The following is a 13,448-nucleotide window of genomic DNA, read 5'->3' on the forward strand; positions in this document are numbered from 1 at the left end:
TCACCTTGAGGCATCATCACGCAGTGCGGCGACGAGTCGTTCCATGCCGGCGCTGCGCGATCCCTTGACCAGCACGCTGGCCCGGGAAGGAAGCTGATCCTGGGCAAAGCGCACGAGCGCTTCCCAGTCATCGAAATGATGACCTTCGTCACCGAAGGCCGCGGATGCGGCACGCGCGGGCTCGCCGTACGTGCCCAGAAAATCGAGTCCGAGGTCGCGGGCCGAACGGCCGACCTCAGCGTGCAGACGCTCGCTGGCCTCGCCCAGTTCCCCCATCGCGCCGAGGAAACACCAGCGCGGCGACGGCAGCGACGACAACGCCTCGAGCGCCGCTCGCATCGCGCCGGGGTTGGCATTGTAGGTATCGTCGATCAAGCAACTGCCGCGAATGCCGCCGACCACCTGCATTCGCCCCGCCATGCTGCGGCAGGCTTCGAGTCCGGTCGCGATTTCCGCCGCGCCGAAACCCAGCGCATGCGTGGCCGCCGCCGCCGCCAGCGCATTGCGTACGTTGTGACGCCCCATCAGCGACAGCCCGACGCGTACCGATGCCTCGCCCGGCAGGCAAAGCGTAAAAGCATAACGCCCGGCCGAGTCGCAGACCAGATCACGGGCGGTGACACTGGCACCGTCATCGATGCCGTAGTCGACGACCCGGGCGCGCCCGGCCAGCGCCCGCCAGACGGAAAAATAGGCTTCGTCCCGATCGAGAACGGCATAGCCATCGCTGGAGAGACCCGCCAGGATTTCTCCCTTGGCCTGGGCTATCTGTCCCATGCCGCCGAACTCGCCGACATGCGCCCCCGTGACGTTGGTGATGATCGCCACCTGCGGTTTGGCCAGCGCCGTCGTCCAGGCGATCTCTCCCAGATGGTTGGCCCCCAGCTCGATCGCCGCATAGCGATGCTCGGCGGCGAGTTCGAGCAACGTGAGTGGCGCGCCGATGTCATTGTTCAGATTGCCCCGCGTGGCCAGCGTCGGCGCCCGCCGGCTCAGTATCGAAGCCAGCATCTCCTTGACCGAGGTCTTGCCACTGTTGCCGGTCACCGCGATCAGTTGTCCGTCCCAGTCGAGCCGATGCGCGCGGGCCAGCAGACCCAGCGCCAGGCGTGTGTCGGGCACGACGATCTGTGCCAGCGAATCGGTTACCGGATGATCGACGACGGCGCCGACCGCGCCTTTTTCCCGCGCCTGGGCCAGGAATTCATGGGCATCGAACCGCTCCCCCCGCAGCGCGACCAGCAGATCGCCGGGGCGGAGCGCTCGCGTATCGGTGACGATTCGCGAGACCGCGGTATCCGACCCTTCGAAAGACGCACCGAGCCGCGCAGCAACGGTGCTCAACCCCTCGCTCATGCGGTTTTTCCCTTTGCCCGGCATAGCGCCGTCGCGATGTCGATGTCACTGAACGGGTGGCGCACGCCGTCGATCTCCTGATAATCCTCGTGGCCCTTACCGGCAATCAATATGATGTCGTCGGCGCCGGCAGCCTCGATGACGCGCTCGATCGCCTGCCGTCGGCCATCGACGGACCAGGCCGTCTCTTTTGCCGAAAGCGACAAGCCGGCCACGATCTGGTCACGAATGCGGCTCTGATCTTCGCTGCGCGGGTTGTCGTCGGTGACGACGATTCGATCGGCGAGCGTTTCGGCCACGGCAGCCATTAGCGGGCGCTTGCCGCTGTCGCGATCACCGCCGCAGCCGAACACGCACCAGAGCTGGCCGCCTTTCCGGCTCGGAAGATGTGCGCGCAGTGCCGAGAGCGCATTCTCCAGGGCATCAGGGGTATGAGCGTAATCGACCACCACGACAGGCCCATCGCCATCGGCCGCCCCCGGCAGCCGCTGCATGCGCCCCGGCACCGGCTGGAGCCGGGACGCGGCTTGCCATAGCGAGTCCAGCGAATAGCCCAGCCCATAGAGCGTGGCGATCGCCGACAGCGCATTGTCGAGATTGAAACGCCCCATCAACGGCAATTCGAGGACGCCTTCGTTCTCCGGCGTCGCGACGATGGCGCGCAGTCCATCGGGCAACGCCTCGCAATCGACGACCCGCAAGGTCGTCGCCTCGCTGCTGCCGGTGGCCAATACCCGGACGCCGTCCGGTAGCCCCGCCAGCATCAGCCGCGCGAGCGGGTCGTCGCCATTGACGATCGCCAGCTTCAGCCCGTCGCGCTTGAACAGCCTGGCCTTCGCCGCCGCGTAAGCCGCCATGCTGCCGTGGTAATCGAGATGATCGCGGCTCAGGTTGGTAAAGACCGCCGTATCGATTCGCGTATCGCCCAGCCGCTCCTGCACCAAGGCATGCGACGACACCTCCATCGCCACGACTTCGACGCCCTCGCTCGCCAGTTCGCCGAGCATCTGCTGCAGCGCCAACGGCCCCGGCGTGGTCTGCAGCGCGGAACGCACAGCACCGGGCCGGCCATACCCCAGCGTACCGATGACGCCGGCCGGCGTACCCAGCGCCTCCAGCAACGCGGCGATATAGTGAGTCACCGAACTCTTGCCGTTGGTGCCGGTGACGCCGATCACCGTCAACGATGCCGGCACGTCGAACAATCGACGGCCCAGCGCAGCCAACTGTCGTGTCAAACCCGGCAGCGCGAGGATTCGTTCGTCACCCTGCCATTGCGGATCGAGCCCGTCGGCCTCGCACAACACGCCCGCGGCACCGGCCCCGAGCGCATCGGCGATGAATTGTCGCCCGTCCGCGCTGACGCCCGGCACCGCCAGGAACAGATCGCCCTCCTGCAGTTGCCGGCTGTCGAGGCACAGGGTCGAATCGGCAGCGGCAGGAAGCCAGGACGCCGACCGCTCGGGGCGAGCGATCTCCGGCCATAGCGAGGTCAGCGCGTCGGCCAGTCTTGCGGTATCGATCTTCATGGCGAGGACTCCTGTTCCGCCGCCTTGGGCGGCGCATCGGGAGGCACGTCCAGCAGGCGCAGGGCACTACCGACGACGCGACTGAACACGGGGGCGGCGACCAGGCCACCGTAGTAATCCCCCTTCTTGGGGTTGTCGATCATCACCACCGTGACGATACGCGGATTGGAAGCCGGGGCAATACCGGCGAACAACCCGCGATATTCGACTTCCTGATAGCCCGTGCTGGTCACCTTGCGTACCGTGCCGGTCTTGCCCGCGATCTGGTAGCCCGGCACCATCGCCAGATGCCCACCAGCGTTGGGCTGGACGATCTTTTCCAACATCGCCAGCAATTCATGGGCGATACGCGGCGACATGACCTGCTCGCTATCCGGCTCGCCATTGAGCTTGAGCAGCGACGGAGACAGGCGCTTGCCATCGTTAGCGATGGCCGTGTAGGCGCTCACCAGTTGCAACGGAGTAACGGCGACACCGTAGCCGTAGGCCATGGCCGCCTGGGCGCTACGCGGAAGATTGATCATGGAAGGCAGGCTGCCGCTGTTTTCACCGGGGAAGCCGGTTCCGGGCGACTGTCCCAGACCCAGTTCGCGGTAGCGATTCCAGATGGCATCCTGGGGCAGCGACAACGCGATATGCGACATGCCGATATTCGATGAGTGAAGCAGGATGCCTCCCGGCGTCAGCTTGCCGTAGTTGCGGAAGTCCCGAATGGTATAGCCATCCACGACCATCCAGCCCGGCGAGGTGTCGATGATGCTCTCCGGCGAGAACTGGTCGGACGCCAGGGCCGCCGACATGGCCAGCGGCTTCATCACCGAACCGGGCTCGATGGCGTCGGTAATCGCCTGGTTGCGTAACCCGCGCACGTCGACGTCGCTACGGTTGTTGGGGTTGTAGGATGGCAAATTCGCCATCGCCAGCACCTCGCCGGTCCGCGCATCCAGCATCACCAGCGAACCGCCGTCGGCATCGTTCTTGCGAATTCCCGCTGCCAGTTCGCGGTACGCCATGTACTGCAGACGCAGATCGATCGACAACGTCAGATCGCCGCCCGGCTTGGCTTCCTCGATCAAGTGCAGGTCCCGAACCAGCCGCCCTTTTCGATCCTTGAGCACACGCCGTTTGCCGGGCTGGCCGGTGAGATAGCGGTTGTAGGCGAGCTCGAGCCCTTCCTGCCCCTTATCGTCGACATTGGTCACGCCGACGAGCTGCGCCGCCACTTCCCCCGCCGGATAGTAGCGCTTGTATTCATCGCGGGCGTAGACGCCGGGCATCTGCAGATCGAGCACCGGCTTGGCCGCGGCTGGCGTGAGCTGACGCCGCAGATACATGAATTCGTGATCCGAGTAACGCGCTATGCGTGCTTCCAGTTGCTGAGGGTCGACCTTCAGCGCCTTTGCCAGCAACGTCTGCTGGATGGGATCCTGGGGAAGTTCCTGCGGATTGGCCCACAACGTGATTACCGGCGTCGAGATCGCCAGGGGATCGCCGTTGCGATCGCTGATCATTCCGCGATGAGCGCCAATGGACTCGACACGCAGCGTGCGGGCGTCACCCTGATTCTGGAGGAAACTGCGGTCGATCACCTGAAGATAGACAACCCGTCCCACGAGGGCGGATAGCGCCACCAGGATGATGAACAACATGAACCAGTAGCGTCCCGCCCCCAGTGGTGCATTCGGCCGGCGTCTCCTGTCCGTGGCAGCGCGTCTCGCCGCACTCATGGATGGATCACCTTGACTTCATCGACGCTCGGTACGCGCATGTTCAGACGCTTGCTGGCCAACGACTCGATCCGTGCCGGCGACGACCAGGTACTCTCCTCGAGCAGCAGGCGCCCCCACTCCGTCTGCAGGGAATCCCGCTGATTCTCCAGCTTCTGCAACCGTGCATACTGTACCCGGGTCAAGTGAGACGTGCTGATGATGGCCAGCGCCGTCACCAGCACGGCGATGGTCACGATGCCGAGCAGTGTGGCGCGGAACCCCGGACGCCGGGCGAACGGCCAGTCACCGGTCTCCAACAGGCTGCGTCGTCGTCCTTGAACGGCCATGTTGCTCCTTATCTCAACTTCTCGACGGCAGGTCCCAGCTTCTCGGCGATGCGCATGACTGCGCTGCGCGCGCGCGGGTTCGCATCGACCTCGCTCTCACTGGCACGCATTGCCTTGCCTACCGGTTTGAGCCGCTTGTTGAGTTGATCCTCGCGAATGGGCATGCCACGAGGCAAATGCGTATCCCCGCGAGACTGATCGCGAATGAAACGCTTGGCCAGTCGGTCTTCCAGCGAGTGAAAACTGATCACTACCAGGCGTCCTCCCGGCTCCAGCGCATCCAGAGCGACCGACAGGGCACGTTCCAGCTGGCCCAGCTCGTCATTGAGATGGATACGAATGGCCTGGAAGACCCGCGTGGCGGGGTGCTTACCCTTTTCCCAGGCGGGATGCGCCGCCTTGACGACCTCGGCGAGTTGATGGGTCCGTTCGATCGGAGCCTCACGACGGGCCGCGACGATGGCCCGCGCGATTCGCTTGGCGAAACGCTCTTCTCCGTAGGTCTTGAAGATCCGCGCCATTTCCTGGTCGTCGGTGCGCGCGACCCATTCGGCAGCGCCAATGCCCGAGGTCGGATCCATGCGCATGTCCAGCGGACCATCCCGCAGAAAGCTGAATCCGCGTTCGGGGTCGTCCAACTGCGGGGAAGAAACACCGACATCAAGAAGAATGCCGTTCAAACGGCCATGGACACCGCACGCCTCGGCATGGCGGTCCAGTTCGCCAAATACGCCACGGCATACCGTCAGTCGCGAGTCGTCGATCTCGGCGGCAACTGCCAGCGCGGCAGGATCGCGGTCGATCGCGATCAGGCGCCCATCCTCGTCGAGACGGGAGAGAATCGCTCGAGAGTGACCACCACGGCCAAAGGTGCCATCGAGATAGACACCGGAGGGGGACTGCACCAACGCCTCCACGGCTCCGTCGAGCAGCACGCTGGTATGGCGAAAATCGGCGCGATTCGCCGCACCGCCTTGGGGTGCTTCTGGAGCGTTGTCGCGGTGCTGCATGAAGATCTCGGTGTCGAACGGCGGAAATCGAAAGAAAGAGGGAGCCGGCCGATAAGCCGGGTTCTGTCTAAGACAGTCATTCATCTAGGAAACGCGTCGCCACGTTTCTCAAGCAACCTACCCGGATCCAGCGCGGGCCGCGCCAAAGGATCCCTATTTGGTCTTGCTCCAGGTGGGGTTTACCGTGCCACGCACTGTTACCAGGCGCGCGGTGCGCTCTTACCGCACCCTTTCACCCTTACCGGCAGCGAATCGCTGCTTAGGCGGTCTACTCTCTGCTGCACTAGCCGTCGGCTTGCGCCGCCCAGGCGTTACCTGGCACCTTGCCCTATGGAGCCCGGACTTTCCTCCCCCGGCAATGCCGGCGGCGACTGTCTGGCCGACTCCCAAGCGCGCAAGAATAGCAGCCCCCCGTGACCCTCTCAAGACAGCATTGCCGCGTTGAGCAAAAGCCGTTGTCATCGGCACGAAAACGTCGCGTAATGCCGACAGTTTCAGACCCGCGGCAGCCCGAAACTCATCTGTGGAAACGTGGCAGATCGACCGTCGATCTAGGCGCCGGGCTTCTGAGTCAGCGCCATCTGATACCAGTGCTTGCGACGCCCGCCCAACAGGCGCACGACGACCGCCGCCGCGCTCTTGACCGCCACGCCCTCGGCCAGCATCGCCCGGAGCAGCGCTTCGCCCTCGGCGTCGTCGGCGGCTTCTTCCCGGCGCGGCGCACCGGCCAGCATGACCACGAACTCCCCCCTCGCCTGATCGGGATCTTCGTCCATGATGCTCAGCAGTTCGGCCGCGGAACCGTCGAGCAGAGTCTCGAAGGTCTTGGTCAGCTCCCGTGCGAGCACCACCTGGCGCTCGCCGACCACGGCGGCCAGATCCGCCAGCAGATCGCGAATCCGGTGAGGCGACTCGTAGAACACCCGCGTTTCTTCCCGCGATGCGCCGGCCTCCAGCTGCTTCCGGCGCGCGCCGGACTTGGCCGGCAGGAACCCTTCGAAAGTGAAGCGATCCGTCGGCAACCCGGCAGCGCTCAGCGCCGCGATCAGTGCGCAAGGCCCCGGGATCGGCACCACGCGACACCCGGCTCGACGCAGCTCTCGCACCAGGACGAAGCCAGGGTCGGAGATCAATGGCGTACCGGCATCGCTGACCAGCGCCAGCTGCGCGCCATCGGCCAACCGTCGGCGCAGCTGCTCGACGCGCGCCGTTTCATTGTGTTCGTGCAATGAAATCAGCGGCCGCTCGATACCCAGGTGCCGAAGCAGACGCTGCGTATGCCGCGTGTCCTCGGCAGCGATCGCATCGACCTCCGAGAGAACCCGACCCGCCCGGGCACTCAGGTCCTCAAGATTCCCAATCGGCGTAGCGACCACGTACAATACGCCTTCCTTTGTCTCGCTCATTCGGTACCATCCGGATTGACATGCATTCACATCGACGACCACCACTGGCAGACTCGATGTTCAGTTCGGCAAGGAAGCCTCCGCAAGGCCGCGATGGACGACCACAGGCCATCGATCGACAGACGCCTTCTAGCGGAACGGGTAAGGGTCAATGCTTCGGGCTACGATTTATCGCGGCGGTTTCATCGGCGATTCGTGTCCCGGGCGCAAGACCTCTCAACAAGTAAAGGGAAAGACACTATGTGCAACGCGCTGCGGCGACTCCTCCTGCCATTGGTGGCAACTCTGACACTGGCAGGCTGTGCGGGCCAGAGCATGATGCAGGGCATCAGTGGCCCGAGCGCCCAGGAGTTACTCCAGCAGGCCAATACCCAGAGCGGCCAACAGGCTGCCACTTCCCGCCTCGAGGCGGCGGATATCCTAGCACGCCAGGGCGACACGGCGCAGGCACTCCAGGTCGCTAGCCAGATCGACAGCACCCAGCTCGACGGCACCCAACGAATCCGCTGGGCCATGGTGCTATCCGACAGCGCGCTAGCCGAGGAAGATGGTCAGAGCGTGATTCGCGCCACCGACATTCTCGATAGCACGACCGAGCTCTCGACCGGCGATCGACAGACATTGCGCTATCGCCGCGGCCTTGCCCTGAACATGATCGGTGAACCGGAGGCGGCTGCCCGCCTGCTGATCGGCCTGCAGCGCGACAATGCCCCTTACGAGCTGAACGACGATATCTGGAAGCCGCTGTCGAGCCTCAGTCCCACCGCGCTGAATGCCCTGGCTGCGACGGATGGCGACCCGGTCACGCAGGGCTGGGTGGATCTCGCCCGCCTTTACCGTACCAGCGGCGGTGATATCTCCAACCTGTTCGATCGCCTGGATCAGTGGCGTAGCCGCTATCCGAACCACCCGGCCAATCGACGACTCCCGCAAGACCTGTCGACGCTACGTCAGCTCGAAGGCAATGAGGTCGACCAGATCGCCGTACTCCTGCCCGACAGCGGCCCGCTGGCCAACATTGCCTCGGCTATCCGCCAGGGTCTCGAAGCCCGCGCCAGCGACGCCGAAAGCCAGGGGGAACGCATCCCTCGACTGACCTTCATCGATTCCAGCCAGCAAAATCTCGACGCCCTCTACGCCCAGGCGACGATGAACGGCGCCCAGGCGGTGATCGGCCCGCTCGACAAGGACAAGGTCAGCGAACTGGAAACCCGCGGCAGCGTGCCTCTGCCCACGCTCGCGCTGAACTATGGGCAGCATGCACACAATCAGGCAACCAACCTGTTCCAGTACGGTCTGTCGGCAGAAGACGAGGCACGCCAGGTCGCCCATCGCGCGTATCTCGACGGTCATCGCCGGGCCGGCATCATGGTGCCGGATAACGAGTGGGGCTCACGTATTCTGGCGGCGTTCCACAACGCGTGGGAGGCCGAGGGCGGCAACGTCGATTCGGTGGTCAGTTACGATCCGTCGGGATCCGTGGCCACGGCGGTACGCAATCTGCTCGACAGCGACCCTTCGAGCATGGACATGCTGTTCCTGCTCGCACTGCCCAGCTACGCCCGCCAGGTACCACCAACTCTGGAGTTCTATTACGCCGGCGATCTGCCTGTCTACGCCACCTCTCACCTCTACGAGGGCACGCCACAGCCTCGCGCCGATCATGACCTGAACGGCGTACAGTTCCTCGACATTCCATGGATGATTCCGGATGCGGCCGTCGGCGGTGTCGACGCCCTGCCTTTCGTTTCCACCTTCCGCCGACTATCGCAGGAAGACAGCGACCCCGGCTTGCTCAAGCTCAACGCCATGGGCGTCGATGCCTACGAGCTCGCCCGCCGCCTGCCGCTGATCCAGGCATTGCCGAACACGCAGATCTTCGGCGCCACCGGGACGTTACAGGCGCGCGACGATGGCCGCATCCAGCGCACCCTACCCTGGGCGCTGTTCCAGTCCGGCACGCCACAACCGTTACTGATGGCACCGGCAGCCACGCCGACTCACTCGCCCTCGAATCCTGACGGCGCCGCCGGCAGCACATCGCAGGAAGAATCACGAAACTCGGCCAACAGCGATCTCAACGGATTCGCACTCGATACCGACGATGTCAACGCCAACTGATCGACCGAAGCCAGCCAACCAGGCAGCGCCCACTAGTCGGCGCCAACTCGGGCAGCAGGTCGAGCAGGCTGCTGCCCGCTGGCTCGCGACACAGGGTTTGACGCTGGTTGCCAGTAATCAGCACGCCAAGGGCGGCGAGATCGATCTGGTGATGCGCGACGGCGAGGATCTCGTGTTCGTCGAGGTGCGTCACCGCCAACGCAGCGACTACGGCAATCCGCTCGAAACGATCACGCCAGCCAAGCAGCGACGCATCATCAAGGCCGCGCGTTTTTATCTTCATGCGCAACAGCTATCATGCCCCTGCCGCTTCGACGTCGTGGGCGTGACCGGAAGCCCTCCCCTGCTCGAATTCGACTGGATTCGTGCAGCCTTCGACGCATATTGACCCAGGCCCTAATAGGCAGCCCATGGATTTTCAAACACGCATACTCGACCTGTTCAACGCCAGTATCGATACCAAGACCTACGCCAGCGAAGTCTTGCCACCTTTCATCGAAGTCGCCAGCCAGATGATGGTCCAGTGCCTGGTCAGCGAAGGCAAGATCCTGGCCTGCGGAAATGGGGGGAGCGCCGGTGATAGCCAGCACTTTTCCTCCGAGCTGCTCAATCGCTTCGAGCGCGAGCGGCCGAGCCTGCCGGCGCTGGCCTTGACGACCGACACCTCGACCCTGACCTCGATCGCCAACGATTACAGCTACAATGATGTTTTCTCGAAGCAGATCCGGGCCCTGGGCCAGCCAGGCGACATCCTGCTGGCGATCTCGACCAGCGGCAATTCAGCCAACGTGGTCCAGGCCATCCAGGCCGCGCATGATCGGGAAATGAGCGTCGTTGCCCTGACAGGACGCGACGGCGGAGACATGGCCTCGCTATTGGGTCAGGAAGATTGCGAAATCCGCGTCCCGGCAACCTCCACCGCACGAATCCAGGAAGTTCATCTCCTGGTCATTCACTGCTTGTGTGATCTGATCGACCAACAGCTATTTGGCAGCAACGAGTGAGACCCATGAAGAAGACACTGATCGTTTCCTCCTGTCTGATCGGCCTGCTGGCCCTTGGCGGATGCGCCACCGGAAGCCAGGAAGAGAACTACGCCGAGCGCACGCCCGGCGCCAAGGTCGAAGACAGCAGTATCCAGAGCAAGATTTTCGACGCTCTCAACGCCGCGGACGCTCGTTACGGCGACGCCCATGTCAACGTTGACAGCTACAACAGCAATGTCCTGTTGACCGGCCAGGTGCCCAGCGACGAGCTCAAGCAGCGCGCCACGGAAATCGCCCGAAACGTGCGCAGCGTTCGCCAGGTTCATAACGAGCTGATGGTATCGGCCAATACGCCGGTCAGCCAGCGCATGACCGACACCTGGATCACCGGGCGCATCAAGGCCAATCTGGTCGCCAACGAGGACCTAGACGCCAATTTGATTCGCGTCATTACCGAGAATGGCACGGTCTATCTGATGGGGCTTGTCACGCAACAGCAAGCCAGCCAAGCAACCGGCGCCGCCTCCGGCGTGGGCGGTGTCCAGCGCATCGTCAAGGTGTTCGAATACCTCAACTAATCACCCGGGCGCAGGTCCGTGACGAAAAAGCCGCTGCCGAATCTGATTCGGCAGCGGCTTTTTATGATTCCTCACTTGTCACTGGCATGAAGGCAGGCCCAGCGACAAATGCAAACGCCAGCCTACTTCACGATACGCAACGACGGCTTGCCCTTTTCGGGCCGGTTTGGCGCTTCGTCACTTTTCTTCTCGTCGGCAGGTTCGGACAACTTCGAAGAGGTATTTTCCGAGCGGTTCTCGACGCTTTCCAGCGTCGGGCGTCCCTCCTCCTCCAGCTCTTCCTCCTCTCCACCAGAGAAGTTCGGCATGACCGGCTCCTGGCCGAAGACCATACCCACACCATTTTCGCGAGCATAGATAGCGATCAAAGCGTCCATCGGCACGACGACCTGCATCGGCTGACCGCTGAAGCGCGCCCCGAAAGTGACCGCCGCATTGTCGATCATCAAGTCGCGCACGGCTGCCGGCGCGATGTTCAACACGATCTGACCATTCTGCACGAACTGTTGCGGCACCTTGACGTCGGGCTTCCCGGCATCGACCACGATATACGGTGTTTGCTCGTTATCCAGCAACCACTCATAAAGAGCTCTTGCCAGATAGGGACGGCTAGTCAGCATGTCATCTCCTTTCAGGCAGCTTACGACAGGCGCCGTTCAGCTACGCATCTCACGTTCGGATTCGGATAGCGCCACCTTGAAAGCGTCACGCGCGAAGACCCGCTCCATGTAGCTCATCAACGGAGCGACCTGCTTCTCCGGCAACTCGACGCCCAGCGCCGGCAGACGCCACAGGATCGGTGCAATGCAGCAATCCACCAGGGTGAACTCTTCACTCATGAAAAACGGCATGTCTTCGAAGATTGGCGAGATCCCGGTCAGACTCTCACGCAGTTCCTTACGCGCCTTGTCGGCATCCTTCTTGGAACCCTGCTGGATCTGCTCCACCAGCGGACACCATTCACGCTCGATGCGATGCATCCACAGACGACTCCGCGCACGCGCTACCGGGTAGACCGGCAACAGTGGCGGATGCGGGAAACGCTCATCGAGATACTCCATCATGACTTTGGACTCGTAGAGCACCAGATCACGATCCAGCAGCGTAGGCACGCTGTTGTAAGGGTTCAGATCCGCCAGCTCAGCGTTATGCTCGTCGGCCGAGACGTCCAGGATATCGACAGCCACGCCCTTTTCCGCCAGCACGATTCTGACGCGATGGCTGAAATGATCTTCACTGCCGGAGTAAAAGGTCATCGACGATCGCTTGGCCACTACACCCATGAAACTTTCCTCGCATTAATTCAACGACCATGATAACACGACGGGCAACCCGGCCGGGCGCCTCGCCGACCACGGGGAGCTAGAATGCACACCCGCCACGCACCAACAGCCATATACCAACAGCAAAACGCCCGACTGAATAAGTCGGGCGTTGAGCGCAGAGGCGATCCTGCAGGATCAGCGCTTGGAGAACTGCGGACGACGACGAGCTTTGCGCAGACCCACTTTCTTACGCTCGACTTCACGAGCATCGCGGGTCACGTAGCCAGCCGCACGCAGCGGACGACGCAGTTCCTCGTTGTATTCCATCAGCGCGCGCGTGATGCCGTGACGAATCGCGCCGGCCTGAGCGGAACCACCGCCGCCCTTGACCGTGACGTAGACGTCGAACTGGCCGGTCGTTTCGGTCAGTTCCAGCGGCTGACGCACGACCATCTGTGCCGTGACGCGACCAAAGAACTCGCCCAGTTCGCGATCGTTGACGGTGATCTTGCCGGTGCCCGGCTTGAGAAACACACGAGCGGTAGAGGTCTTGCGACGCCCGGTGCCGTAATACTGTTGTGCCATGACGGTTACCCTCAGATGTTCAGTTCTTGCGGCTGCTGCGCGGCGTGCGGATGCTCGGTACCGGCATACACCTTGAGTTTGGCGTGCATGGCACGACCCAGCGGGCCTTTGGGCAGCATGCCCTTGACGGCGCCTTCGATGATTCGCTCCGGCGCATGGTCGATCAACTTCTCGAACGACATGGTACGGAGACCGCCCGGATACCCGGTGTGACGGTAGTAATTCTTGGCTTGCGCCTTGTTACCGGTCACGTGCACTTTCTCGGCATTGACGACGATGATGTAATCGCCAGTGTCGACGTGCGGGGTGTATTCCGGCTTGTGTTTGCCACGCAGGCGGCGAGCGATTTCTGTCGCCAGACGACCGAGCGTCTTGCCCGATGCATCAACGACATACCAATCGCGCTGCACGGTATGCGGCTTGGCACTGAACGTCTTCATGAGTGTTTCACCAAATAAGCGTATTTGGGCGTCGAAGCGGATGCTTCTCGGCCATCCCTATTTTTCTTGGGTTACTCGCCCACCGAAGGCTGCAGAACAGCTCCCGTTCAGACGGT

General features: G+C 63.0%; 14 protein-coding genes and 1 other RNA gene. 4 read left to right on the forward strand and 11 right to left on the reverse strand.

The window, feature by feature from the left end:
• The 7 genes from R3F72_RS02785 to rsmI form a co-directional block, all read right to left on the reverse strand.
• Window positions 1-1,356, reverse strand: a complete 1,356-nt coding sequence (locus R3F72_RS02785; protein WP_179208817.1) for a UDP-N-acetylmuramoyl-tripeptide--D-alanyl-D-alanine ligase — start codon at window positions 1,354-1,356, stop codon at window positions 1-3.
• On the reverse strand, window positions 1,353-2,885 hold the full coding sequence (locus tag R3F72_RS02790; protein ID WP_332778873.1) for a UDP-N-acetylmuramoyl-L-alanyl-D-glutamate--2,6-diaminopimelate ligase: 1,533 nt from the start codon (window positions 2,883-2,885) through the stop codon (window positions 1,353-1,355). The genes R3F72_RS02785 and R3F72_RS02790 overlap by 4 nt, the downstream gene beginning before the upstream one ends.
• Window positions 2,882-4,612, reverse strand: a complete 1,731-nt coding sequence (locus tag R3F72_RS02795) for a peptidoglycan D,D-transpeptidase FtsI family protein (protein WP_332778874.1) — start codon at window positions 4,610-4,612, stop codon at window positions 2,882-2,884. Before R3F72_RS02795 ends, R3F72_RS02790 begins: the two co-directional genes overlap by 4 nt.
• Window positions 4,609-4,941, reverse strand: a complete 333-nt coding sequence (ftsL, locus tag R3F72_RS02800) for a cell division protein FtsL (protein WP_087717915.1) — start codon at window positions 4,939-4,941, stop codon at window positions 4,609-4,611. Before ftsL ends, R3F72_RS02795 begins: the two co-directional genes overlap by 4 nt.
• Before the next feature lie 8 nt (window positions 4,942-4,949).
• The gene (gene rsmH, locus R3F72_RS02805; RefSeq protein WP_087718109.1) at window positions 4,950-5,951 is read right to left on the reverse strand and encodes a 16S rRNA (cytosine(1402)-N(4))-methyltransferase RsmH; all 1,002 of its coding nucleotides are present in this window, start codon (window positions 5,949-5,951) and stop codon (window positions 4,950-4,952) included.
• 36 nt (window positions 5,952-5,987) lie between these two features.
• Window positions 5,988-6,338: RNase P RNA component class A (gene rnpB, locus R3F72_RS02810), an RNA gene on the reverse strand.
• 164 nt (window positions 6,339-6,502) lie between these two features.
• The gene (gene rsmI, locus R3F72_RS02815; protein ID WP_087717916.1) at window positions 6,503-7,357 is read right to left on the reverse strand and encodes a 16S rRNA (cytidine(1402)-2'-O)-methyltransferase; all 855 of its coding nucleotides are present in this window, start codon (window positions 7,355-7,357) and stop codon (window positions 6,503-6,505) included.
• Between the two features lie 240 nt (window positions 7,358-7,597).
• Here rsmI and R3F72_RS02820 point away from each other — a divergent pair, with 240 nt between their 5' ends.
• Genes R3F72_RS02820 through R3F72_RS02835 form a run of 4 tightly spaced genes read left to right on the forward strand, consistent with a single transcriptional unit; the run spans window position 7,598 to window position 11,042 of the window.
• Complete coding sequence (locus tag R3F72_RS02820) at window positions 7,598-9,478, forward strand: penicillin-binding protein activator (RefSeq protein ID WP_087717917.1); 1,881 nt, start codon at window positions 7,598-7,600, stop codon at window positions 9,476-9,478.
• Window positions 9,462-9,866: a YraN family protein gene (locus R3F72_RS02825; protein ID WP_087717918.1), complete on the forward strand. Its 405-nt coding sequence runs from the start codon at window positions 9,462-9,464 to the stop codon at window positions 9,864-9,866. The genes R3F72_RS02820 and R3F72_RS02825 overlap by 17 nt, the downstream gene beginning before the upstream one ends.
• Window positions 9,867-9,888: 22 nt before the next feature.
• Complete coding sequence (locus R3F72_RS02830) at window positions 9,889-10,482, forward strand: phosphoheptose isomerase (RefSeq protein WP_071232878.1); 594 nt, start codon at window positions 9,889-9,891, stop codon at window positions 10,480-10,482.
• Window positions 10,483-10,487: 5 nt separating this feature from the next.
• Complete coding sequence (locus R3F72_RS02835; RefSeq protein WP_087717919.1) at window positions 10,488-11,042, forward strand: BON domain-containing protein; 555 nt, start codon at window positions 10,488-10,490, stop codon at window positions 11,040-11,042.
• A gap of 122 nt (window positions 11,043-11,164) precedes the next feature.
• On the opposite strand, the gene R3F72_RS02840 is transcribed toward R3F72_RS02835, so the two are convergent.
• The 4 genes from R3F72_RS02840 to rplM form a co-directional block, all read right to left on the reverse strand.
• Entirely contained in the window at window positions 11,165-11,662 is a 498-nt protein-coding gene (locus R3F72_RS02840; protein ID WP_087717920.1) for a ClpXP protease specificity-enhancing factor, read from the reverse strand.
• A gap of 36 nt (window positions 11,663-11,698) precedes the next feature.
• The gene (gene sspA, locus R3F72_RS02845) at window positions 11,699-12,325 is read right to left on the reverse strand and encodes a stringent starvation protein SspA (RefSeq protein WP_087717921.1); all 627 of its coding nucleotides are present in this window, start codon (window positions 12,323-12,325) and stop codon (window positions 11,699-11,701) included.
• Window positions 12,326-12,502: 177 nt separating this feature from the next.
• Complete coding sequence (gene rpsI, locus R3F72_RS02850; protein ID WP_087717922.1) at window positions 12,503-12,892, reverse strand: 30S ribosomal protein S9; 390 nt, start codon at window positions 12,890-12,892, stop codon at window positions 12,503-12,505.
• Window positions 12,893-12,903: 11 nt separating this feature from the next.
• Window positions 12,904-13,332: a 50S ribosomal protein L13 gene (gene rplM / locus R3F72_RS02855; protein ID WP_087717923.1), complete on the reverse strand. Its 429-nt coding sequence runs from the start codon at window positions 13,330-13,332 to the stop codon at window positions 12,904-12,906.
• Window positions 13,333-13,448: the final 116 nt, after the last annotated feature.

The organism is Salinicola sp. 4072, from assembly GCF_036663415.1.
Classification (GTDB): Bacteria; Pseudomonadota; Gammaproteobacteria; order Pseudomonadales; family Halomonadaceae; genus Salinicola; species Salinicola salarius_A.